This window comes from Mycobacterium sp., assembly GCF_040509115.1.
Taxonomy (GTDB): Bacteria; Actinomycetota; Actinomycetes; order Mycobacteriales; family Mycobacteriaceae; genus Mycobacterium.
The window spans coordinates 1-21,083 of record NZ_JBEVLO010000006.1; the positions used below are offsets into that span (position 1 = coordinate 1).

Annotated in this window: 21 protein-coding genes and 1 pseudogene; 11 read left to right on the forward strand and 11 right to left on the reverse strand. The window is 65.7% G+C overall.

The window, feature by feature from the left end; translation table 11 throughout:
* Nucleotides 1-693 (reverse strand): ATP-grasp domain-containing protein (locus tag ABW137_RS00505; RefSeq protein ID WP_526395799.1); only part of this gene is annotated, 693 nt, incomplete at its 3' end.
* 259 nt (nucleotides 694-952) lie between these two features.
* Here ABW137_RS00505 and ABW137_RS00510 point away from each other — a divergent pair.
* Together ABW137_RS00510 and ABW137_RS00515 are read left to right on the forward strand one after the other, a co-directional pair.
* Nucleotides 953-2,029 carry a M23 family metallopeptidase gene (locus ABW137_RS00510; RefSeq protein ID WP_526395800.1) on the forward strand — a complete coding sequence of 359 codons (1,077 nt, stop codon included), beginning with the start codon at nucleotides 953-955 and terminating at the stop codon, nucleotides 2,027-2,029.
* 36 nt (nucleotides 2,030-2,065) lie between these two features.
* Nucleotides 2,066-2,620 (forward strand): hypothetical protein, encoded by a 555-nt coding sequence (locus ABW137_RS00515; RefSeq protein WP_526395825.1) that lies wholly within the window; start codon nucleotides 2,066-2,068, stop codon nucleotides 2,618-2,620.
* Here the strand turns inward: ABW137_RS00515 and pcrA are convergent.
* The gene (gene pcrA / locus ABW137_RS00520; protein ID WP_526395801.1) at nucleotides 2,617-4,980 is read right to left on the reverse strand and encodes a DNA helicase PcrA; all 2,364 of its coding nucleotides are present in this window, start codon (nucleotides 4,978-4,980) and stop codon (nucleotides 2,617-2,619) included. The genes ABW137_RS00515 and pcrA overlap by 4 nt on opposite strands.
* Before the next feature lie 254 nt (nucleotides 4,981-5,234).
* Between pcrA and ABW137_RS00525 the strand changes: the two genes are divergently transcribed.
* The 3 genes from ABW137_RS00525 to ABW137_RS00535 all read left to right on the forward strand — a co-directional run bounded on the left by ABW137_RS00525 (nucleotide 5,235) and on the right by ABW137_RS00535 (nucleotide 7,998).
* Nucleotides 5,235-5,561, forward strand: a complete 327-nt coding sequence (locus ABW137_RS00525; protein WP_526395802.1) for a chorismate mutase — start codon at nucleotides 5,235-5,237, stop codon at nucleotides 5,559-5,561.
* A 264-nt stretch (nucleotides 5,562-5,825) separates the two neighbouring features.
* The gene (locus tag ABW137_RS00530; RefSeq protein WP_526395803.1) at nucleotides 5,826-6,506 is read left to right on the forward strand and encodes a class I SAM-dependent methyltransferase; all 681 of its coding nucleotides are present in this window, start codon (nucleotides 5,826-5,828) and stop codon (nucleotides 6,504-6,506) included.
* A 454-nt stretch (nucleotides 6,507-6,960) separates the two neighbouring features.
* Nucleotides 6,961-7,998: a glycosyltransferase family 2 protein gene (locus ABW137_RS00535; RefSeq protein WP_526395804.1), complete on the forward strand. Its 1,038-nt coding sequence runs from the start codon at nucleotides 6,961-6,963 to the stop codon at nucleotides 7,996-7,998.
* Between the two features lie 28 nt (nucleotides 7,999-8,026).
* Here the strand turns inward: ABW137_RS00535 and ABW137_RS00540 are convergent, their stop codons facing one another.
* Nucleotides 8,027-9,475: an NAD-dependent succinate-semialdehyde dehydrogenase gene (locus ABW137_RS00540; RefSeq protein WP_526395826.1), complete on the reverse strand. Its 1,449-nt coding sequence runs from the start codon at nucleotides 9,473-9,475 to the stop codon at nucleotides 8,027-8,029.
* 61 nt (nucleotides 9,476-9,536) lie between these two features.
* On the opposite strand from ABW137_RS00540, the gene pgi reads away from it, so the two are divergent.
* Nucleotides 9,537-11,237 carry a glucose-6-phosphate isomerase gene (gene pgi / locus ABW137_RS00545; RefSeq protein WP_526395805.1) on the forward strand — a complete coding sequence of 567 codons (1,701 nt, stop codon included), beginning with the start codon at nucleotides 9,537-9,539 and terminating at the stop codon, nucleotides 11,235-11,237.
* 15 nt (nucleotides 11,238-11,252) lie between these two features.
* Here pgi and ABW137_RS00550 read toward each other — a convergent pair whose 3' ends face one another.
* From ABW137_RS00550 to ABW137_RS00560, 3 genes are all read right to left on the reverse strand, one after another.
* Nucleotides 11,253-11,795, reverse strand: a complete 543-nt coding sequence (locus ABW137_RS00550) for a hypothetical protein (RefSeq protein WP_526395806.1) — start codon at nucleotides 11,793-11,795, stop codon at nucleotides 11,253-11,255.
* A gap of 5 nt (nucleotides 11,796-11,800) precedes the next feature.
* The gene (locus ABW137_RS00555) at nucleotides 11,801-12,082 is read right to left on the reverse strand and encodes a helix-turn-helix transcriptional regulator (RefSeq protein ID WP_526395807.1); all 282 of its coding nucleotides are present in this window, start codon (nucleotides 12,080-12,082) and stop codon (nucleotides 11,801-11,803) included.
* 74 nt (nucleotides 12,083-12,156) lie between these two features.
* Complete coding sequence (locus ABW137_RS00560) at nucleotides 12,157-12,906, reverse strand: SDR family oxidoreductase (RefSeq protein ID WP_526395808.1); 750 nt, start codon at nucleotides 12,904-12,906, stop codon at nucleotides 12,157-12,159.
* Nucleotides 12,907-12,965: 59 nt separating this feature from the next.
* On the opposite strand from ABW137_RS00560, the gene ABW137_RS00565 reads away from it, so the two are divergent.
* Nucleotides 12,966-13,529 carry a chorismate mutase gene (locus ABW137_RS00565; RefSeq protein ID WP_526395809.1) on the forward strand — a complete coding sequence of 188 codons (564 nt, stop codon included), beginning with the start codon at nucleotides 12,966-12,968 and terminating at the stop codon, nucleotides 13,527-13,529.
* Nucleotides 13,530-13,589: 60 nt separating this feature from the next.
* Here ABW137_RS00565 and ABW137_RS00570 read toward each other — a convergent pair whose 3' ends face one another.
* The 3 genes and pseudogenes from ABW137_RS00570 to ABW137_RS00580 all read right to left on the reverse strand — a co-directional run bounded on the left by ABW137_RS00570 (nucleotide 13,590) and on the right by ABW137_RS00580 (nucleotide 14,911).
* A complete protein-coding gene (locus ABW137_RS00570) occupies nucleotides 13,590-14,063 on the reverse strand; it encodes a zinc finger domain-containing protein (protein WP_526395827.1) in 474 nt (157 codons plus the stop codon).
* 156 nt (nucleotides 14,064-14,219) lie between these two features.
* Nucleotides 14,220-14,456 (reverse strand): annotated as a pseudogene (locus ABW137_RS00575) (DNA-formamidopyrimidine glycosylase family protein); the annotation flags it as partial.
* 47 nt (nucleotides 14,457-14,503) lie between these two features.
* On the reverse strand, nucleotides 14,504-14,911 hold the full coding sequence (locus ABW137_RS00580) for a phage holin family protein (protein WP_526395810.1): 408 nt from the start codon (nucleotides 14,909-14,911) through the stop codon (nucleotides 14,504-14,506).
* Nucleotides 14,912-15,110: 199 nt separating this feature from the next.
* Here ABW137_RS00580 and ABW137_RS00585 point away from each other — a divergent pair, with 199 nt between their 5' ends.
* Both ABW137_RS00585 and ABW137_RS00590 read left to right on the forward strand, forming a co-directional pair.
* Nucleotides 15,111-16,343, forward strand: a complete 1,233-nt coding sequence (locus ABW137_RS00585) for a diiron oxygenase (protein ID WP_526395811.1) — start codon at nucleotides 15,111-15,113, stop codon at nucleotides 16,341-16,343.
* Nucleotides 16,344-16,376: 33 nt separating this feature from the next.
* A complete protein-coding gene (locus tag ABW137_RS00590; protein WP_526395812.1) occupies nucleotides 16,377-17,255 on the forward strand; it encodes an LLM class flavin-dependent oxidoreductase in 879 nt (292 codons plus the stop codon).
* Here the strand turns inward: ABW137_RS00590 and ABW137_RS00595 are convergent.
* Nucleotides 17,252-18,424 carry an ROK family protein gene (locus ABW137_RS00595; protein ID WP_526395828.1) on the reverse strand — a complete coding sequence of 391 codons (1,173 nt, stop codon included), beginning with the start codon at nucleotides 18,422-18,424 and terminating at the stop codon, nucleotides 17,252-17,254. The two genes, ABW137_RS00590 and ABW137_RS00595, sit on opposite strands and share 4 nt — an antisense overlap.
* A 106-nt stretch (nucleotides 18,425-18,530) precedes the next feature.
* Between ABW137_RS00595 and ABW137_RS00600 the strand changes: the two genes are divergently transcribed.
* Entirely contained in the window at nucleotides 18,531-19,766 is a 1,236-nt protein-coding gene (locus ABW137_RS00600) for an MFS transporter (RefSeq protein WP_526395813.1), read from the forward strand.
* A gap of 143 nt (nucleotides 19,767-19,909) precedes the next feature.
* Here ABW137_RS00600 and ABW137_RS00605 read toward each other — a convergent pair whose 3' ends face one another.
* Nucleotides 19,910-20,314 carry a DUF5709 domain-containing protein gene (locus ABW137_RS00605; RefSeq protein ID WP_526395814.1) on the reverse strand — a complete coding sequence of 135 codons (405 nt, stop codon included), beginning with the start codon at nucleotides 20,312-20,314 and terminating at the stop codon, nucleotides 19,910-19,912.
* A gap of 80 nt (nucleotides 20,315-20,394) precedes the next feature.
* Here ABW137_RS00605 and ABW137_RS00610 point away from each other — a divergent pair, with 80 nt between their 5' ends.
* Complete coding sequence (locus ABW137_RS00610; RefSeq protein WP_526395815.1) at nucleotides 20,395-21,075, forward strand: cutinase family protein; 681 nt, start codon at nucleotides 20,395-20,397, stop codon at nucleotides 21,073-21,075.
* Nucleotides 21,076-21,083: the final 8 nt, after the last annotated feature.

The window sequence follows — 21,083 nt, forward strand, 5'->3', positions numbered from 1 at the left end:
GTCGGTGGCGTCCTTGTCCTCGAACTCGGTGTGACCGGGTTGGCGGAAGTCGGCGTTGCCGTCGAGTGTGACCTTGCCGTCTAGCGCCAGGATCTGGTCGTCGGGCGTGCGGACGAGCGGGTTGACCTCGACCAGCGTCGCGTCCTCGCCGACGAACACCTCCCAGAGCTTCTGGATGGTGACCGCTGCGGCGTCGAGCACCTCGGCGGGCAGGTGGCCCTGCTCGGCGATGGAGCGCGCGGTCGCCAGGTCGACCCCCTTGACGGCGTCCACGGGCACCTTGGCGAGGCGCTCAGGCTTGGTTGCGGCGACCTCTTCGATCTCCATGCCGCCCTCGACGGAGCACATCGCCAGGTAAGTGCGATTGGAGCGGTCGAGCAGGAAGGAGATGTAGTACTCCTCGGCGATGTCGCTGGCCTCTGCGACCAGAAGCTTCTTCACGACGTGGCCCTTGATGTCCAGGCCGAGGATGTTCTGCGCGTGCGTGAACGCGTCCTCCGGGGTGGCTGCGTACTTCACGCCGCCCGCCTTGCCGCGGCCGCCGACCTTCACCTGTGCCTTGACCATGACGGGCTTGCCGATTTCCTCGGCGATCGCCTTGGCGTCCTCCGCAGAATCGGTTACCCGACCTGGGGTGGTGGGGACGTTGTGCTTGGCGAACAGCTCCTTCGCCTGGTATTCGAAGAGATCCATGGGCTCACCGTCTGTCTGCTTTGACTGTTGGATTTCACTGTCTACGTCTGCGCCTAACCGGCCCTTGGGACTTTATCCACATGCGCCGAAGGCACCGACACCGCCCACCGCTCATGTGTCACATCTCACCGGGTCGATCGAGTGATACAAGTCACATTAATGAGCGGAATTAGTCCCCGGGTTGCCACCAACATTGGATTTTGGTTAACGTGCCTCTGGTCTAAGTAACGGTGAGGTCACGGCGCGAAGGACATTTCGGTTGACTGAGCAAGGTTCGTCACGAACGCTTCGTCGAACCTCATCGACCCCCTACGACGCCACCATCACTGACATCATCCCGTTCAACGAGTTCGGGGATCTCGACGACGTCGATTTCAGCAACAGTTCGGCGTTCGACCGCGAGGCCCGTGTCATCCGCGCCCCAGAGCTCGATGACCTGCACGACACCGATGACCTGGTTCCGATGCGTCTCGACGTTCCTGCGCAGTTCCTGCCGTCCGCCAGTGGTGACGACTTCGCGGCTCGCCGCGGTCACGACCGCCGCCCGTCGCACGCCTACCGTGACAGCCACACCGATGTCAGCGACGGCATGGGGAACACCGACGTCATCGACCTGTCGAGTCGGCGCGGTCTGCACCGCAAGATCGACGGCGGCGCCGTCAAGGGCCGGCTCGTCGCGGCCGCGATGGCCGTGGGAGCGACCGCCGCAGGCGCGTACTCGATGGCCTCTGCCGCCGACGCCCCGAAGACCGAGAACATGGTGGCCGCCGGGCCCAACGCCTTCGTCGACGGCGGTGTCGTCACCGGTTCCGTCGACGGCATGCAGATCGTGTCCGTGGCTCCTGCCTCGAGCAACGCCGTGCACAGCGAGGAGCTCGCCAACGGCGTCGCGTACGCCGCCGAGCGCGCCGAGCGCGAGGCGCGCCTGTCCCGACCGCAGTACGTCATGCCGACCCGCGGCGTCTGGACGTCGGGCTTCGGCTACCGGTGGGGTGTCCTCCACGGTGGCATCGACATCGCGAACTCCATCGGGACGCCCATCTTGGCCGCAGCCGACGGCGTCGTCATCGACGCAGGCCCGACCGCCGGTTACGGCGCGTGGGTCAAGCTCCGCCACCGCGACGGCACCGTCACGCTGTACGGCCACGTCAACACGTGGCTAGTGAGCGTTGGCGAGCGTGTGATGGCCGGCGACCAGATCGCCACCATCGGCAACCGCGGCAACTCAACCGGACCGCACCTTCACTTCGAGGTTCTGCTCAACGGCAGCAACCGGGTCGATCCGGTGCCGTGGCTAGCGCAGAAGGGTCTGAGTCCCGGCAGCTATGTCGGCTGAGCTTTGACGTCCGACGACTCACCAGACCAGACTCACATCATCCGGCGGCAGCCCGAGGCGGCCGGTTCCACTCCCCCGGCTCCCCCGGAGCCGCAGACCAGCATCATTCGTCGTCACCCGACGGGATCGTTCCCCGTGCTTCGCGAAACGCTGCGCCCCGACGAGCCCCAGACCAGCTACCTGCCCCGCGCCACCCCCGCCGCAGTCGGCGCGCCGACGAACGCGCCGCCGAACCCGGTGGCGGCCTCCGCCACGGCCACCGTCAGCATCCTCAGTGGGTGGGCCACCGCCGTCATTGCCACGTCATTGATCACCGGTTGGTGGCAGACCGACGAATTATTTTGCGTCGCAATAGGTTTCCTTACTGCAGTGTCGGCTGCCGCGACCATCGGCGGCCTCATCGCCCTGCTGCTCCGGCGCCGCATCGGCAGGCTGCTGGTGGTGGTGGGCGCTGCCGTCGCGCTGATGATCTTCGCCGGACTCTTCGTCGCAGGCGCCAGACTGCCGCAGATCGTGTTCGCCATACCGGTGCTGCCGGTGGCGAGCATCGTGCTCGCCCTGCTGCCCGCGACCGGTCGGTGGTGCCGCTAGAGCTTCTGCACGGGTGCGTGGTTGTGCATCAACTTGACCCTGCCAGCGCTCCCGAAGTCGATGAGGGACATCGCGGACTCTCCGACGCCGGAGACCTCCTCGACGCGGCCCAATCCGTACTTGTCGTGCGTCACGCGGTCGCCGGGCTCCAGCGTGATGACCGTGCGAGTGCGGGCGCCCGCCGTGCGTGCCGGTGACGGGCGCGGCGTGCCGAACCGTCCAGCGCCGCTCACGGGTGCGCTCAATGACGACTGCGGGGCTTCGACGCGACGCCAGTCGATGAGCTCTTGCGGGATCTCCCGCAGGAACCGTGATTCGGGATTGAGCATCGGCTGCCCCCACGACGAGCGCACCTTCGCGCGGCTGAGGTAGAGCCGCTGGCGGGCGCGTGTGATGCCGACGTAGGCCAGGCGACGTTCCTCGGACAGCTCGAGCGGATCGCCGAGTGCTCGCATGTGCGGGAACATGCCGTCCTCCCAACCGGTCACGAAGACGATCGGGAACTCGAGGCCCTTCGCGGTGTGCAGCGTCATCATCGTGACGACGCCGGCGCCGTTGTCGGGGATGCCGTCGGCATCGGCGACCAGTGACACCCGTTCGAGGAACTGGGCCAGCACACCGGTGTCCGGGATGTCCTCGTCGACCGGTTCGGCCTGTTCGTCGCGGAGCGCGGCGGCGTTGGCCAGGTCGATGCTGAATTCGTGTGCGACACTGACTAATTCGTTGAGGTTGTCCAGCCTGGCCAGGTCCTGCGGGTCGTTCGACGCTTCAAGGTCCCGCCGGTAACCGGTTTTCTCGAGCACCGCCTCGACGAGTTCGCCGAGTTCGTCGCCGAGCATGCCACGCAACTCGTCGAGCAGAGCGACGAAGGCGGCGATCGCCTTCTCCGAGCGGGCATTCAGCATCGGGACACGGCCCTCGGCCGCCGCTTGCAGGCTGTCGTTGAAGCTGGCGCCGGTGTTCTCGGCGTACACGGCCACACATGCCTCGGCCCGGTCGCCGATGCCACGCCGCGGGGTGTTGAGGATGCGGCGCATGCTGACGGAGTCGCCCGGGTTGTCCAGCACCCGGAGGTAGGCGACGATGTCGCGAATCTCCTTGCGCTCGTAGAACCTCACGCCGCCGACGACCTTGTACGGGATGCCTGCCCTGATGAAGACGTCTTCGACGGCGCGCGACGAGTTGTTGGTGCGGTAGAAGACGGCGACGTCTCCGTAGTTGTACTGGGGGGTGATTCCGCTTCCGCCTTCGGCGAGCGCGTCGATCTCCTCGGCGATGAAGCGTGCCTCGTCGTGTTCGTTGTCGGCGACGTAGCCGACGATCAGTTCGCCCTCGCCGGCGTCGGTCCACAGGCGCTTCTCGCGACGACCCGCGTTGCGGGAGATCACGGAGTTGGCGGCCGAGAGAATGTTCTGCGTGGACCGGTAGTTCTGCTCCAACAGGATCGTCGTGGCGTTTGGGTAGTCGCGCTCGAAGTCCTCGATGTTGCGGATGGTGGCGCCGCGGAAGGCGTAGATGGACTGATCGGCATCGCCGACTACGCAGAGTTCGGCTGGCGGCACCGTGTCGGTGGAGTCGGATCCGTCGGTCGAGGGATGGCCGGTGAGTTCGCGCACCAGCATGTACTGGGCGTGGTTGGTGTCCTGGTACTCGTCGACCAGGATGTGCCGGAAGCGCCGCCGATAGTACTGCGCGATCTGCGGAAAGGCTTGCAGCACAGCGACGGTCTCGCCGATGAGATCGTCGAAGTCGAGCGCGTTGGCTGCCCGCAGTCGCCGCTGATATTCCGCGTACGCCTCGGCGACGATGCGGGCGAGGTCGTCTTCGCCCTCGGCCGCCTCGAACGCCGCCTTGTCGGGGTCGATGAGCTCGTTCTTGAGGTTGGAGATCGAGTTGGCCAACAGTCGCGGTGAGTACCGCTTGGTGTCCAGCCCCATGTCCTTGGCGATCATCATCAGCAGACGGCGCGAGTCGTCGGAATCGTAGATCGAGAAGTTGGAGTTCAACCCGGGTAGCAGCGAGGCCTGGTTGCGCAGGATCCGGACACAGGTGGAGTGGAACGTCGACACCCACATCGACCGCGCTCGCGGGTCGATCAGCTGCGCCACCCGCTCCCGCATCTCGGCGGCGGCCTTGTTGGTGAACGTGATGGCCAGCACCTGTCCGACGCCGACGTCGCGGGCGGCCAGCAGGTAGGCGATGCGGCGCGTCAGTACTGCGGTCTTGCCCGAGCCTGCGCCCGCGACGATGAGCAATGGGGAACCCTCGTGGAGGACGGCCTTGCGCTGCTGGGGGTTGAGGCCCTCCAACAGATCGGCGTAGTGCTGATCCGTTTCGGTGGCTAGTGCTTCGGAAGTCATATCGGATTCGAACTTACCGCTGGACAGGGACACCGCGGCGGTGCCGCGCATTGGGCCCGCGGCGGTGCCGCGCATTGGGCCCGTTCTTTGCGCCGACGCCGCCCTTGGTGGCACACTCAGTCTCGTGCTCAATCAGCAGCCACGATTTTTCTACGGGTACCGGCCTGCGGTGCCCGTGGTCTAGCTGCTTCCCCAGAGCCCCGCGGTCCGCATCCGGATCCGGGGCTCGTTTCTTGTGTGAGGCCCGCATTCGGATGAGACCAGACCAGCCACAACGTCCCACCCGAGATGAGAATGCGGAGTCAGAACCCATGAGCGTAGAAGCGGAAACAGAACACACCCCAGACATCGACGACCTGCGTTTGGAGATCGATCGGCTCGACGCCGAGATCCTCGCGGCCGTCCAGCGTCGCACCGAGGTGTCCCAGTTGATCGGCAAGGCCCGGATGGCCTCGGGCGGCACGCGACTGGTGCATAGCCGCGAGATGAAGGTCATCGAGCGTTTCAGCTCGCTTGGCCCCGAGGGCAAGAACCTCGCGATGTTGCTTCTGCGCTTGGGCCGCGGCAGGCTCGGCCACTAGAGCGAATACCGAACACCTCGGGTTTCGTGACGGCGCCGCACCTCGGTTTCCCTTGAGTTAGATTGACCCCCACGTCACGAATGGGGGTATTCGTTGAATCTGTGGGTGCTATTTCGTAATTCACCGGTCCGGCCGACCGGCGGGCCGCCTTTCGTGACACGTCGTTATCGCTACCGTCTCAAACGGCTACTCCGAGCACTCGGGCCCGAACTCTCCGCCGCCACGACTGTTCAATCGTCGGATACGCCGCCAGCGCCGGGTCCCGTGGCGGATGCGTTCGAGCAGGGAAAGGACGTCCACAAACTTCGTCATTATCTGCCGGTATACGAATCGGCGCTGCCGACGGACCGACCGATCCGCATGCTCGAAATCGGCGTCTTCCACGGTGGATCGCTGCAGATGTGGCATAACTACCTCCATCCCGATTCGGTCATCGTTGGCATCGACATCGACCCCGACACGAAACAGTTCGACAATCCCGCACAGCAGGTGCACGTGCGGATCGGCGGCCAGCAGGACGCCACGTTCCTTCGCTCGGTGGTGGACGAGTTCGGTCCGTTCGACGTGATCCTCGACGACGGGTCGCACGTGCCGTCGCACATGGTCGCGTCGTTCCAGGTCCTGTTTCCCGAAGGACTCAAGCCGGGCGGCGTCTACCTGGTGGAAGACATCCACACCAACTATTGGACCGTGTACCGCGATCAGAAGATGTCGTTCGTCGACTTCTCGAAGTGGCTCATCGACGCCATGCACGCCCACTACATTCCGATGATCGACGAACCGAACTTCCGTGAAGGACACCCCGACCGCCTGCCACGGGTGAGCGTGCCGCTTGCAGCTGCGATCCTCGAGAAGGTCGAGTTCTACGACTCCATTGCGGTGTTCCATCGAGCGGCTCAGACCAAGGCATTGCCGCGCAGTGTCTACAAGGGGACGCTCCGGTGATTGCGGTGAGGTGATCACGGCTGCCCGCAGGGTCAAGCCTGAATCACCGCCCTTGGGTCGCTGACGCGGCCCGACCGTGCGTCACCGAAGGCAATCGATTAATCGGCTGATTTCGCGACCCCCAAATGGCTTTGCCTACTCATGCCTACTCGTGCCCACTCGTGCCTACTCCATTCTCGGGAACGCTCACAATCGCGTCAGCAACAATTATCAAGATCATTTTGTATCGGTCGAAACATTTCGGTGTCAGTTGGATATGAATTTGCGCTACAACCGAAGGACAATCTGCGTGCCTCGGGGCTAGGGTGGGCCCACGGAAAACGCAACCGGAGGGCGCTTTCCAGGGAAGAAAAGGTGATCTAGCAGGCACGTCATTGGCGATGCACGCGTCGGCGCAATGACGACTTCCCTGGGCACGACAGTTACGTAGACGCGCCATGAATCGGGGGGTTCAGTGTCTAGTAGTTCTACCTATTCAGCACCGACAATTTCAGTCTGCGTTCCCACCTTCAACAATTCGAGCACCATTGCTCGCTGCCTCGAGAGCATCCTCGCCCAGAAGGGGGTGGATTTCGAGATCGTCGTCGTCGACGACGACTCGTCGGACGACAGCGCCATCATCGCTCAGCAAATGTTGCGCCACGGGGATCGTTTGATTCGCAACACTCCGCGCCTCGGACTCAACGGCAACCACAACAGATGCCTCCAACTGGCGCGCGGCACGACCATCCAGTTCGTACACGGCGACGACTGGTTGCTGCCCGATGCGTTGCAGACGCTGGCGAACTACTTCGACGACCCCGCGGTCGGGCTGGCCTTCGCACCGCGCGACGTCGAGAGTGACGATCCGCGGTGGCTGAAGTGGAACGCCTGCCTACATACGGGCTTTCGACGGCTGTTGGAGTACAACGACGGTCCGGACCTGGTATCGCAAGTCGCAGCTCGCGGAGTGCATCGAAACTGGATCGGCGAGCCCACCTGCGTGATGTTCCGACGGCAGCTGGCCATCGACGCGGGAAAGTGTCGATCGGACATCTACCAGTTGGTCGACTTGGATCTCTGGCTGCGACTGATGCTGCGATCACGCGTGTGCTTCCATCCGCGCAAACTCTCGGTGCATGCGCATACGTCCCATACGGCCACGGCGCGCATCGTGGGGGCACGAAGGGATTGGCTCGACCGGCTCCGCATTCTGACGTGGCTGACTCTTGATCCGGCCGCTCCCAAGGCCGTGCGATTACGCGCCCGGGTCTGGCGGCGACTCATCTGGCTCCGAAACACGTTGGAATGCGGCGTCTTGGGGCCGTCGCGGTGGGGTCGGGTGAAGTATCTGGTCTTCGCGATGGGGCAGGAGTCCGAAGGTGCCAGGCAGTTCCTCGTCAACGAAGTGAAGCACCGGTTCCCGTCGGCGGCTTTTCAGCCGAGTCCGTCGAGGGTCACCCGCGCCGACCGGTCCGTCGTGCCCCGGGGCAGCCACGGCCTGACGGGCTGACCCAGATCGGGGCCCCGCGCGTCGTCTCCTAGCTCGTCAGGGCGATGTACTTGGTGTCCAGGTACTCCTCGATGCCCTCGGTGCCGCCTTCGCGGCCGAAACCCGATTCCTTCACCCCGCCGAATGGTGCAGCGGGATCGGAGATCACGCCACGGTTGACGCCGACCATGCCCGCCTCGATCGCCTCGGCGACCCGCAGCGCGCGGTCCAACGACTGGGTGTAGATGTAGGCGGCAAGGCCGTACTCGGTGGCGTTGGCCGCCGCGATGCCCTCCTCTTCGGTGTCGAACCCGGTGACGGGGGCGACGGGCCCGAAGACCTCCTCCTTGAGGATTCGGGCATCTGCGGGCACGCCAGCGAGGACGGTGGCCGGGTAGAAGTAGCCCGGTCCGCTCGGGGCGACGCCGCCGGTCGCCACCGACGCCCCGCGGGACACGGCGTCGGACACCAGGTCCTCGACCGTGCCGACCTGCTTGGCGTTGACCAGCGGGCCGAGCGTCGACGCGTCGTCCAGCCCGTCGCCGAGGACGAACTCGCTCATTCTCTTCACCAGCTTCTCGGTGAATTCCTCACGGACGGCATTGGCGACGTGGAAGCGGTTCGACGCCGTGCACGCCTCGCCGCCGTTGCGCATCTTCGCGAGCAGAGCGCCCTCGACGGCGGCGTCCACGTCAGCGTCGTCGAACACGATGAAGGGCGCGTTGCCACCGAGTTCCATCGACAACCGCAGGAGCTTGTCGGCGCTCTGCTTGACCAGCGCCTTGCCGACGCCCGTCGAGCCGGTGAAGGTGAGCTTGCGCAGCCGACCGTCGTCGATCAACGCGGTGGTCAGGTCGCCGGGCTTGGACGTCGGCAGGATCGAGAGCACGCCCTTGGGCAGACCCGCGTCGTCCATCAGCTTGGCAAGCAGCAGCATCGTCAGCGGCGTCTCCGCCGCGGGCTTGATGACCATGGTGCACCCCGCGGCCATCGCCGGCCCGATCTTGCGGGTGCCCATCGCCAGCGGGAAGTTCCACGGCGTGATCGCCAGACACGGGCCGACCGGCTGCTTGGTGACGATGATGCGGCCGGTGCCCGCTGGGCTGCGGGTGTAGCGACCGCCGATGCGGACGGCCTCCTCGGCGAACCAGCGGAAGAACTCCGAGCCGTACTTCACCTCGCCCATGCTCTCGGCAAGCACCTTGCCCATCTCCAACGTCATCAACGTGGCGAACTCCTCGGCGCGGGCGGTGATCGCCTCGAACACCGCCCGCAGGATCTCGCCACGTTCCCGGGGCGCCGTGGCGGCCCACTCACCCTGGACCGCTGCCGCGGCGTCGAGTGCGGCGATGCCGTCCTCGGGGGTGGCGTCGCCGACGCTCGTCAGCACCTCGCCCGTCGCGGGATTCAGAACGTCGAAGGTCGACGATGCCTTGCGTTCCTCACCTCCGATCCACAAACCGGTGGGAACGGTGGATAGGAGAGCCTTCGGGTCAATACGGGTGTCCATACGTTCATCATTTACACCCTCGAAAGCGCCGCCGCACTAGGGTCGAGTTATGTCTTCCGACGAGCGCTCGCGCGAGGAGCCGATAACCGTGGCAGCCGATCAGATTCCCGACATCACCGCGACCCCCGCGTGGAACGCGCTACTGCGGCATCACGATCAGGTCGGTGCCAAGACCCTGCGTGAGTTCTTCGACGAGGATCCGGCGCGTGGTCGCGAGCTGACGCTGAGCGTCGGCGATCTGTACATCGACTACAGCAAGCATCGCGTGACACGGGAGACGCTGGCCCTGCTCATCGACCTGGCCAAGGCCGCCGGTCTGGAGGCCAAGCGCGACGCGATGTTCGCCGGTGAACACATCAACACCTCGGAGGATCGCGCGGTGTTGCACACGGCGCTGCGGTTGCCCAAGTCGGCGGAGCTGACGGTCGACGGCCAGGACGTCGTCACCGACGTGCACCAGGTCCTCGATTCGATGGGGGCGTTCACCGATCGGCTGCGCAGCGGCGAGTGGACCGGCGCGACCGGCGAGCGCATCAAGACCGTCGTCAACATCGGCATCGGCGGATCCGACCTCGGTCCGGTGATGGTGTACCAGGCGTTGCGGCACTACGCCGACGCGGGCATCTCCGCCCGGTTCGTCTCCAACGTCGACCCGGCCGATCTGGTGGCCAAGCTTGACGGGCTGGACCCTGCCACAACGCTTTTCATCGTCGCCTCGAAGACGTTCTCCACTCTGGAGACGCTGACCAATGCGACTGCGGCTCGGCGCTGGCTGACCGAGACTCTCGGCGACGCGGCGGTCTCCAAGCACTTCGTCGCGGTGTCGACCAACAAGAAGCTGGTGGACGACTTCGGCATCAACACCGACAACATGTTCGGCTTCTGGGACTGGGTCGGCGGCCGCTACTCGGTGGACTCGGCGATCGGGCTGTCGGTGATGGCGGTGATCGGCAAGGAGCGCTTCGCCGAGTTCCTGGCTGGCTTCCACATCGTCGACGAGCACTTCCGGACGACCCCGCTGGAGGCCAATGCGCCTGCGCTGCTTGGGCTGATCGGTCTGTGGTACAACGACTTCTTCGGCGCGCAATCGCGGGCCGTGCTGCCGTACTCCAACGATCTGGCCCGATTCGCGGCGTACCTGCAGCAGCTGACCATGGAGTCCAACGGCAAGTCGGTGCGCGCCGACGGCTCACCGGTAACCACGGCGACCGGTGAAATCTATTGGGGTGAACCGGGAACCAACGGTCAGCACGCGTTCTATCAGTTGTTGCACCAGGGCACCCGGCTGATACCCGCGGACTTCATCGGTTTCTCCCAACCCACCGACGACCTGGCCACCGCGGATGGCACCGGCAGCATGCACGATCTGCTGATGAGCAACTTCTTCGCCCAAACCAAGGTGTTGGCCTTCGGCAAGACGGCTCACGAGATCGCCGGCGAGGGCACCAAGGCCGAGGTGGTCCCGCACAAGGTGATGCCGGGAAATCGGCCGACCACGTCTATCCTCGCGACGAAGCTGACGCCGTCGGTGGTGGGGCAGTTGATCGCGCTGTACGAGCACCAGGTGTTCACCGAGGGCGTCATCTGGGGCATCGACTCGTTCGATCAGTGGGGTGTGGAACTCGGTAAGACACAGGCGAATTCGCTGCTGCCGGTGTTGATCGGCGATGCGGCACCCGCCGAGCAGTCCGACAGTTCGACCGACGCTCTGGTCCGGCACTACCGCGTCGAGCGCGGCCGCGCCGGCTAGCCTTCGCCGGAGGGGCTACTCGGGGTCGAGGTCGCGGCGGGTCCAGCCGAGGATCATCGCGGGCGTGCAGCCACCGATGAGCAGCACGGTCAACGCCATCAAGCCGCCTGCGTAGGCCATGTTCTGGTCGGTGCCGCCGGTACTGACGGAGCCGATGATCAGATAGCAGATCGGGATCATCATCAGGTTCTGCGTCACCGTGAGACCGATGGAGCGCGCGCTGTTGCGTTGCGAGACCTCGTACTCGTCGAGCGCGGCCTCGGGGGCGTCGCCCTGACGGCCCGATACGACCTGCAGCGCGATCCACATCGGGAAGAACACCGCGCACGCGGGCAGCCACAGCAGGGGTGCCCAGTTCACGCCGAGGGCGCACAGCACGCCGACGGCGAACATGAAGGTGAACGTCACCGCCAATCCGACTACCAGCGAGCGTCGGCGCCGCTGTGTTCGCCAGCTCGGCAACGAACCGGCCGTCTTGGCCTGATGGCTGACGAACCGCCTGGTGCGGTAGTCCTGGTAGCGATCGAGCAGGTTCTCATTCATCGTCGACTTCGACATCGGCCTCACGTCCTTCCCTTCGCGTCGTGACTTCCGTAGAGCTCGGCTGACAGCGGCGTGAACGCGGTGCGCGAAAAGACTGCCTCCACCGGTAGGCCGAAGACGTCGCAGATTCGGAATGCCAGGTCGAGGCTCGGATAGTGGTCACCGCGCTCGAGGGCACCCACGGTCTGCGGGTTCACGTCGATGAGTGCTGCGAGGCCCGCCCGCGTCATTCGCCGCTCGGCGCGCAAGACGCCGATGCGGTTGTGGATGGGAAGATTTTCCCCACGTCTCACCGGACTCATACAACTAAACGTTAGGAAAACCCAACGATCGTGTCAAGCCTCAGCCCACGGGAAATGGGCTTGGGCGAAGCGCGTTAGGCGAAGTACTTGGCGAACCGCGGCGGCACCACCTTCATCACCTCGACGAGTGGCCACCACGGCCACCCGGGCACGACGGCGCGGCCCTTCTCCTTCTCGATCGCGTCCACCATCGCCCTGACGCCGGTCTCGTTGTCGACCATCAGCGCCGTCGAGTTGGCCTTGGCGGTCATCTCCGATTCGATGTAGCCGGGTTCGAGCACGGTGACCTTGATGGGTCCGGACGGGTACTCCGCGCGCAGCGACTCGCCGAGCGACGTCATCCCGGCCTTGCTGGCGGCGTAGGCGGCCTTCACGCCGGGGACGCCCTTGTTGCCGAGCACCGACGACACCAGCACGAGGTGGCCTGCGCCTGCGGTCTTGAACATCTCCAGCGCCGTCTCGATCTGTACGAGGGCGGCGACGAGGTTGGTCTCGATGGTGGCCTTGTTGGCCCAGAGCTTGCCCCCGCCAAGGGGATGCCCCTTGCCGATGCCTGCGTTCACGATGACGCAGTCGATGCCACCGAGCTCATCGTTCAACTCCGCAAACACCTTTGGGACTGCCTCGTGGTCGTTGACGTCGAGGGCGGCGACGGCGACGATGATGCCGGGGTGTCGCGCCGTCAGCTCGGTCTTGAGTTCCTCGAGGTTGTCGGTGCGGCGCGCGCACAGCGCGAGGTCACGTCCCTTGGCGGCGAACTGGCGTGCCATCCCCGCTCCGAGGCCCGAGCTCGCGCCGGTGATCAGGATCTTCTGCCGAGTCATTCGTGGAGGATATCCGGGCTCGACAGCCGTCAAGCAGCTGGCAGGCCATGATGGACGACGTGAAACATGCCATTCCGATCCTTGTCGCAGGCATTCTGAGCACCGTGGTCGCCACCGCCCCCGGCGCTCGGGCCGACGACACCAGCCCGCTATATCGCCTGGTCGACACCGCCGCGCAACGCCTGGCCACGGCCGATGCGGTCGCCGCCTCCAAGTGGATCGACGGCGGCCCGATCACGGATCCCCAACGAGCCAATCAGGTGTTGGACAACGTGGGCGCCGACGCCACCGCGCGCGGCGTCGACCCCGCCTTCGTGCGGAAGATCTTCGCCAATCAGATCGATGCGACCGAGGGCATCGAGTACGCCCGTTTCGGGCAGTGGAAGCTCGATCCGGCGGCGGCGCCGACGGCCGCCCCAGACCTCACGGCATCCCGCGCCGCCATCGACGGCTACAACCGCGAGATGGTGAATGAGATTGCTCTGCATCGAGATTCGTTCACCGCCACGGACTGTCCGGTCGTGCTCGACTCCGCCGTTGCCACGGTCACCGCCGAACGTTCGCTCGATCCGCTGTATCACCAGGCGCTGGCGTTTGCGACGCACTCCTACTGCGGGTCGTGAGCAGGCCCGACGAAACATGGAGCTGGTGATCCGAGGCTTGCGTCCCTAGGCGACGCCCAACTACTTGAGCAGCTTGGACATTCGACGGTCGGCGAGGATCTTGCCGCCGGTCTGGCACGTCGGGCAATACTGAAAGGACTTGTCGGTGAAGGACACCTCGCGAACGGTGTCACCGCAGACCGGGCAGGGCATGCCGTTGCGGGCGTGGACCCGCAATCCGGAACGCTTCTCCCCCTTGAGCGTCGCGGCGCCCTGACCCACCGATCGGGACACGGCGTCGGTGAGCACCGTGATCATCGCGTCGTGCAGGGTGGCGAGTTGTGCTTCGGTGAGCTTGCTCGCCGTGGCGAACGGCGAGATCTTGGCGACGTGCAGAATCTCATCGCTGTAGGCGTTGCCGATCCCTGCGATCGTCCGCTGGTCGGTGATGACGGTCTTGATGCGTCCGCTGTTGCCCTTGAGGATCTGCGCCAACTCGTCGGGTCCGAGCGAAAGGGCGTCGGGACCGAGCGATGCGATCTGCGGCACCTTCATCGGATCGTCGACGAGCCACACCGCAAGGCGCTTCTGCGTGCCTGCCTCAGTCAGATCGAAACCCGGCGCTTCACCGGCCTTTCCGAGGTGCACGCGCAGCCCGATCGGGCTCTTGCCACCCGGTCGCAACGGCGCTGCCGACAGCTGATCCGACCACCGCAACCAGCCGGCCCGCGACAGGTGGGTGATCAGGTGAAGGTCACCGGCCTGCAATCCGAGGTATTTTCCCCAGCGGTTGGCGCCCGTCACGGTCTTCCCGTGCAGGGCCGTCGTCGGCGGGTCGAAGGTCTTGAGCACCGAGAGCGATGCCACGTCGACGCGCCCGATGGTCAGCCCGACCGCGTGCCGTCGGAGATGGTCGGCGAGGGCTTCGACCTCTGGTAATTCGGGCACGTCATCCAGTGTGCCGATCGACCTGGGTAGATGTCCATGTCACGGCGTCAACCGGTTCTGACACGGTCGCCGTCGGGCAGGACGAGGGACAGCAGCCAACTGACGATCGACAGCATGATCGCCGCCCAGATCGCGGACCACCAGAAGTCGTTGACGTGCAGACCCCACCCCGTGGTCGTGTCGGTGATCCACGACGTGATCCATAGCATCAGCGCATTGATGACGACGTGGACCAGGCCCAGGGTGAGGATGTAGAGCGGGATGGCGATGATCTGGACGATCGGCTTGATGATCGCGTTGACCACACCGAAGATCAGGGCGACGACGAAGATGACGCCGACCCGCTTGACCAGGTCGCCTTCGCCGCCGACGAACTGAATGCTGCCCGGCAGGATCAAACTCACCAGCCACAGCGCCACGCCCGTGAATGCGGCGCGAACCAGGAACTGCCCCATGCGGCTGATCCTCTCACGTCGGGAAGGCTGTCGCTGCCACCGAAGAAGAGGTCAAAGACACGGCTTCGCAGTCGATCTCGTCCATCGCGTTTGGGCATCGAAGCGCGTCGAACCTCGAGTATCCGGTACCGGGGGTATTGACATCATGGCTGAGACCAAATTACCGTCGTAACACCACGTCAGCGAAGGGACGTCGACGATGACAGCCTCGGTGAAGCCAAGCGGCTCCCCCACGCGCGAGGAGTTCTCGGAGCGGTTGCTCAGGGGCTCGGTCAAGAAGTCCTACGAGCCGATCGTCGACATCGACTGGGACGCGCCGCTGGACCCCGACAAGTTCTTCCTCCCGCCGAGGACTGTTTCTCTGTACGGAACGCCGTTGTGGGACAACATGTCCCGTGAGCAACAGATCGAACTGTCCCGCCAGGAACTCGTCAACACGCTTTCGGCGGGAATCTGGTTCGAGAACATCCTCAACCAGGCGCTGCTCCGCGACCTGATGCACCAGGACCCCACCGCCAGGGCCACGCACTACGCACTGACCGAGATGGGTGACGAGACCCGTCACATGGTGATGTTTGGCAGGGCGATCGAGAAGGTCGGCGCCAAGCCGATGCGGCCCAAGCTATACCAGCGGATGATCATCAACATGCTGCCGCTGACCTTTCGCGGGTCGCTGCTGTGGGTGGCCGCGCTCATCGGCGAGGAGATCTTCGACTCGCTGCAACGCCAGATGATGGACGACCCCGAGCTGCAGCCGATCATCCAGCGGCTCATGCGCATTCACGTCACCGAGGAGGCTCGCCACATCCAGTTCGCCAGGGACGGGCTGCGCAAGGACGTCGGCGGCTTGCGGCGGCTCAACCGATTGTGGGTAGCCAATCTCAACGGTGTCGGTGGGTTGTTCTTTCAGTTCCTGTTCAGCAACCCGGCGGTCTATCGTCGCGTCGGCCTTCCCGGCAAGGCCACGCGGGACGTCGTCAGAAGAAACCCGCATCGGCACGCCACCCAGATCTCCGGCTTCGCCTCGCTCGGCGCGTTTCTCGAGGAGGTCGGGTTGATGGGACCGATCGCCCGTCGACTGTGGCGGCGCGCGCACTTCCTGCCCGCGGCGTCGGTTACCGGCGGCATCGAAGCTGCCGCCGCGACGACGGACGTCGGAGAGGTAGGCGAGGACGTCTACGACGGTCCCGCCGTACTCCGGGTGGCCGAGACCGACCATTCCGTGCGCGCCCGTCTGACCGGACATCTGGATCCGAACGACGGCCGGTACCACTGGCGCGGAACGATTTTCGGGGCGCTGCCGGACGACGTGCTCAGGCAACCGCGGGTCACCCTGGCCGTCGGTGAGCGCGCGGCAGGCGCACGCCTCACCGAACGCACCCCGTGGGGCACCCACTCGGTGACCGGAGACGGGGCTCCGCCGTTCCCGTGACGGCTAACTAGAACGCGTTCTAGTATTGCGGTCATGCGGTTCACCTATGCGGAAGCCATGACCGATCCCAAGTACTACATCCCGTTGGCCAAGGCAGCCGACGAGGCCGGGTACCACGCGATGACAATTCCCGACAGCGTCGCGTACCCCGAGGTCTCGGACTCGAAGTATCCCTACACCGAGGATGGCAACCGCGAGTTCCTCGACGGGAAGTCCTTCATCGAGTCGTTCGCGCTGATCGGCGCGTTGTCCGCGGTGACAACGCGGTTGCACTTCAACATCTTCGTGCTCAAGCTGCCCATCCGGCCGCCCGCCCTGGTGGCCAAGCAGGCGGGCTCGCTGGCCGCGATGTTCGACAACCGGCTCGGACTCGGCGTCGGAACCAGCCCGTGGCCCGAGGACTACGAGATCATGGGCGTGCCGTTCGCCAAGCGCGGCAAACGGATGGACGAGTGCATCGACGTCATCCGGGGTCTCACCTCCGGCGACTACTTCGAGTATCACGGCGAGTTCTACGACTTCCCCACCTTCAAGATGACGCCGGCGCCCACCAAGCCGATACCGATACTGATCGGCGGCCACGCCGACGCCGCGCTGCGCAGGGCCGCCCGCAACGACGGTTGGATGCACGGTGGCGGCGATCCCGAGGAACTGGACCCCCTGCTGGCCAAACTGGCGAAGTTCCGCGACGAAGAGGAACGAATCGGGCTGGCCGACGAATTCGAGATCCACGTGATCTCGATCGATGGGTTCACTCTCGACGGGGTCAGGCGCCTGGAGGACAAGGGCGTCACCGACGTCATCGTCGGCTTCCGCATCCCCTACATCATGGGCGACGACACCCAGCCGCTCGACGACAAGATCCGCAACCTGGAGTGGTTCGCGGAGAACGTGATCGCGAAGGCGAGCTAGGCGCCCGCCACCAACGCGTCGACCGCCCGGGGACTCAGCACCTCGTCGAGCACCATCACGGCGCCGCCCACGACCCCCGACCGGCTGCCGTGCGCGGCGGGTACCACCGCAAGGGAACGAGTGGCCTGCGCAGTCGCGTTGCCGTACAGCGTTTCCCGTAGTCCGGCCACGAAGATCTCGTAGGCACCCGTCATGTCTCCGGCAACCACGACGACGGCCGGGTTCAGCAGGTTCACCGCGGCGGCCAGTACCTCGCCGACGTACCTGCCGCTGTCGCGGATCATGCGACGCGCCTCGGCGTCGCCACCGTGGGCGATTTCGACGACGTCGCGCAGATTGCGCACCGATCGACCTTGCTGCTGCAGGGCATGCACCACTGCCCAGCCACCCGCGAGGGCTTCGAGGCAGCCGGTGTCGCCGCACCGGCACGGAAGTCCTTGTGCCGCAGCGATCTTGTTGTGTCCGAACTCGCCAGCCGCCTGCGCGGCGCCACGCTGCAGCACCCCACCCGCGACGATTCCCGCCCCGAGACCACTCGACGCCTTGATGACGAGAACGTCGTCATAACCGTGACTCTCTACGACGGCGATCGCGTTGGAGTCGTTGTCAACCACCACTGGAACGCCCGAAAGGCGTTGCAGTTCACCGAAGTACGGGCGCAGCGGAACGCCGTCCCAGCCACGTAGAATCGGTGAGTCCCTGCTGCATCCGCGCTCGCGGTCCACGGACCCCGGCAGACTCAGTCCGACGCCGTACACCGGGACGCCCGGGTGTTCCTGCAGCATCACGTCGAGGCGCTTGATGACGTCGGGCATCAGATCGTCGGGCCCCAGCGCGACCTCCTGATCGATGTCGGTGATGGTGAGAATCTCCCCGGCCAGGTTGCACACGGCCAGGCGGGTCCGGCTGATCCCGACGGCCACCGACAGCACTACGCCTGCATCGCAGTCGAAGGACAGCAGCGTCGGTGGGCGGCCACCCGTCGAGGGCGCCTGCTCGCGTTCGGTGACGAGCCCCAGTACCTCGAGCGCGGCGATCCGCGCGGCGACGGCCGTGCGAGACAGTCCGGTGAGCTGGCCGATCTCGGTACGCGTGATGTCTCGCCGAGCCCTGATCAGGGCGAGCACATCGCCAGCGGTACCCCTCCCGTCGCTTCGCTCACCTTTGATCGCCACCACCCGATTGAACCTCAGAAACGTAAGCTACGCCACTTATGTGTTAAAAAGTACATAAGTCGGTTTGTCGATAGGCGTAAGTGCGGCTACCGTTGAGCCCGTGACCAGATCACTGGATCGATCCGCTGTGCCCATCTCCGTCGTCTCACCGCCTCCCGCCGTGAGGTGGCTGGCGGTGCTCGCGCTCGCCGTCGGCAGCTTTGCCATTGGAACCACCGAGTTCGTGGCCATGGGGCTTCTCCCCGACATCGCCGCGAGCCTGAACATCACCGAGCCCATCGCGGGACACGTCATCTCCGCCTACGCCCTCGGCGTGGTCGTCGGCGCCCCCGTCATCGCCTCCCTCACCGCGCGGATGCCCCGCAAGACGCTGCTGCTCGGGCTCATGGCCGTCTTCACGCTTGGAAACCTGGCCAGCGTGTTGGCGCCCAGCTACGAGACCCTGATGGCCGCCCGGTTCGTCGCTGGCATTCCGCACGGCGCCTTCTTCGGCGTCGCCGCCCTCGTCGCCGCTCACCTCATGGGGCCGAAGAACCGCGCGAAGGCCGTCGCCCACGTCATGAGCGGCCTGACCATCGCAACCGTTCTCGGTGTGCCGATGGCGTCCTTCCTCGGTCAGGCGTTCGGCTGGCGCAGCGCCTTCGGGCTGGTCGTCGTCATCGGGGCAGCGACCTTGACGGCCATCTGGTACTGGCTACCCGACCTGCGTCTGATGCACGTCACGAGTCCGCTCACCGAACTCAGCGCGCTGCGCCGCCCGCAGGTCTGGCTCGCCCTGCTGATCGGCATGGTGGGCTTCGGCGGCATGTTCGCCGTCTACACCTACGTCGCCACGACGCTGACCGACGTCTCCGGACTGTCGCGCGGACTGGTCCCACTTGGGCTGATGATGTTCGGCATCGGCATGGTCGTGGGCAACCTGGTCGGCGGCAAGATGGCCGACATCTCGGTGATCAAGGGGCTGTACGCCTCGATCACCGCACTCGGCCTCGCGACCGCCGTGTTCGTCGCGGCCGCGCACAATCCTTGGACCGCGATGCTCGGACTGTTCCTCATCGGAGCATCGGGCTCGGCGATCGCACCCGCCCTGCAGACGCGGCTGATGGACGTTGCCCACGGCGCCCAGACACTGGCCGCGGCGCTCAACCATTCCGCGCTCAACATCGCCAACGCCGCCGGCGCCTGGATCGGCGGCCTGGTGATCGCCGCCGGTTACGGCTACACGGCACCCGCCGCATCCGGCGCGCTGATGGCGGTGGCGGGGCTCGCGGTGTTGACCATCTCGGTGCTGCTGGAGCGCTGGACGTCCGCGAGGAGAGCCCGTGTCGATGCGTGACCGACAGATCGGCGACAGCGAGCCCAGATGGTGCTTCAGCCTGCACTTCCTTGGCCTGCACGTGGACCTGACGTGGCGCCGCCGCGGTGCGGCTCTGGCCTGATCAGCCGCGGTGCGGCTCTGGCCTGATCAGCCGCGCCTGATCAGCCCTCGTCGTCGATGACGTGGACCGCGGCCTCCTCTGCGGAGGCCGCGGCTCCGTCGATGCCGACCTCGCTTCCGATCAATTCCGATTCGACGTCCGGGCCGAAGCCTTCGTCCGTAGCGACGAGTCGACCGGCCCGGTCGTCGCCGACCTCGTCGGACTCGTCATCGGGCCGCTCGTCGGGGTCGTCGAGCTGCATTGCCGGGTCGGGCTCCTCCTCGGCCAGTAGCTCGTCGAGGGTTTCGTTGTCCTTGGGTTCCTTCCACCTGTCCGGTGGTGAGTAGCCCTCGTCGAGCAGGTCGTCGACGCCCCGGTCGATCAGCTGATCCTCCTGGGTGAGCTGGTCGTCGTCATCGACGCTGTACTCGCCCGCGGTCTCTTCAGGAGTTTCTGGACTGCTCATGGGTCAAAGATGCCACACGACGGGTTCTCCCAAACTCGACCACACGTCGTGACCATCACACCCTGTGTCACTGTGGGTTGATGAGCTCACTGCGCTTCCCCCAGCTGCTCGCCTCCGCCACCGTGGCGTCCTCACTGCTGATCACCCCGCTCACCACCGTCTCTGCGCCCTCGGCCGCGGCCGCTGCCTGCCCCGACGTCGAAGCCGTCTTCGCCCGCGGCACGTTCGCCCCGCAGGGATTGGGCGGAACGGGTCAGGACTTCGTCGATGCGCTCCGCGCCAAGATCGGTGCCAAGTCGCTCGGCGTCCATGCCGTCGTCTATCCGGCGAGCACCGACTTCCCCACCGCCGTCGACGGCATCCGGGACGCCAGCGATCACATCGAGGCCACGGCCGCCAGCTGCCCCAACACCAAGCTGGTGCTTGCCGGCTACTCGCAGGGGGCGGCCGTGATGGGCTTCGTGACCGCGAACGCCGTGCCGGGTGGCGTTGATCCGGCCGACGTGCCCGCACCGATGCCCGCAGCCATCGCCGACCACGTCGCGGCAGTTGCTCTCCTCGGCAAACCGGACCAACAGTTCATGGAGATGATCGGTCAACCGCCGGTCGCCGTCGGCCCGCTGTACGCGGCCAAGGCCCTCGAGCTGTGCGCGCCCGGCGACCCCATCTGCTCCGACGGTGACGACGGCTCGGCGCACACGACATATACGGCGAACGGCATGGTCGACCAGGCTGCGGCCTTCGCTGCGAGCAAGGTCTGATCGGCCGG

Excerpts from the sequence above, each read along its gene's own strand:
- ABW137_RS00555 (WP_526395807.1), bottom strand. The coding sequence starts at position 12,082 with ATGAGTCCGGTGAGACGTGGGGAAAATCTTCCCATCCACAACCGCATC.
- ABW137_RS00585 (WP_526395811.1), top strand. The coding sequence starts at position 15,111 with ATGACAGCCTCGGTGAAGCCAAGCGGCTCCCCCACGCGCGAGGAGTTC.
- ABW137_RS00605 (WP_526395814.1), bottom strand. The coding sequence starts at position 20,314 with ATGAGCAGTCCAGAAACTCCTGAAGAGACCGCGGGCGAGTACAGCGTC.
- pcrA (WP_526395801.1), bottom strand. The coding sequence starts at position 4,980 with ATGACTTCCGAAGCACTAGCCACCGAAACGGATCAGCACTACGCCGAT.
- ABW137_RS00550 (WP_526395806.1), bottom strand. The coding sequence starts at position 11,795 with ATGTCGAAGTCGACGATGAATGAGAACCTGCTCGATCGCTACCAGGAC.
- ABW137_RS00580 (WP_526395810.1), bottom strand. The coding sequence starts at position 14,911 with ATGGGGCAGTTCCTGGTTCGCGCCGCATTCACGGGCGTGGCGCTGTGG.
- ABW137_RS00560 (WP_526395808.1), bottom strand. The coding sequence starts at position 12,906 with ATGACTCGGCAGAAGATCCTGATCACCGGCGCGAGCTCGGGCCTCGGA.
- ABW137_RS00525 (WP_526395802.1), top strand. The coding sequence starts at position 5,235 with ATGAGACCAGACCAGCCACAACGTCCCACCCGAGATGAGAATGCGGAG.
- ABW137_RS00610 (WP_526395815.1), top strand. The coding sequence starts at position 20,395 with ATGAGCTCACTGCGCTTCCCCCAGCTGCTCGCCTCCGCCACCGTGGCG.
- pgi (WP_526395805.1), top strand. The coding sequence starts at position 9,537 with ATGTCTTCCGACGAGCGCTCGCGCGAGGAGCCGATAACCGTGGCAGCC.
- ABW137_RS00570 (WP_526395827.1), bottom strand. The coding sequence starts at position 14,063 with ATGAAGGTGCCGCAGATCGCATCGCTCGGTCCCGACGCCCTTTCGCTC.
- ABW137_RS00590 (WP_526395812.1), top strand. The coding sequence starts at position 16,377 with ATGCGGTTCACCTATGCGGAAGCCATGACCGATCCCAAGTACTACATC.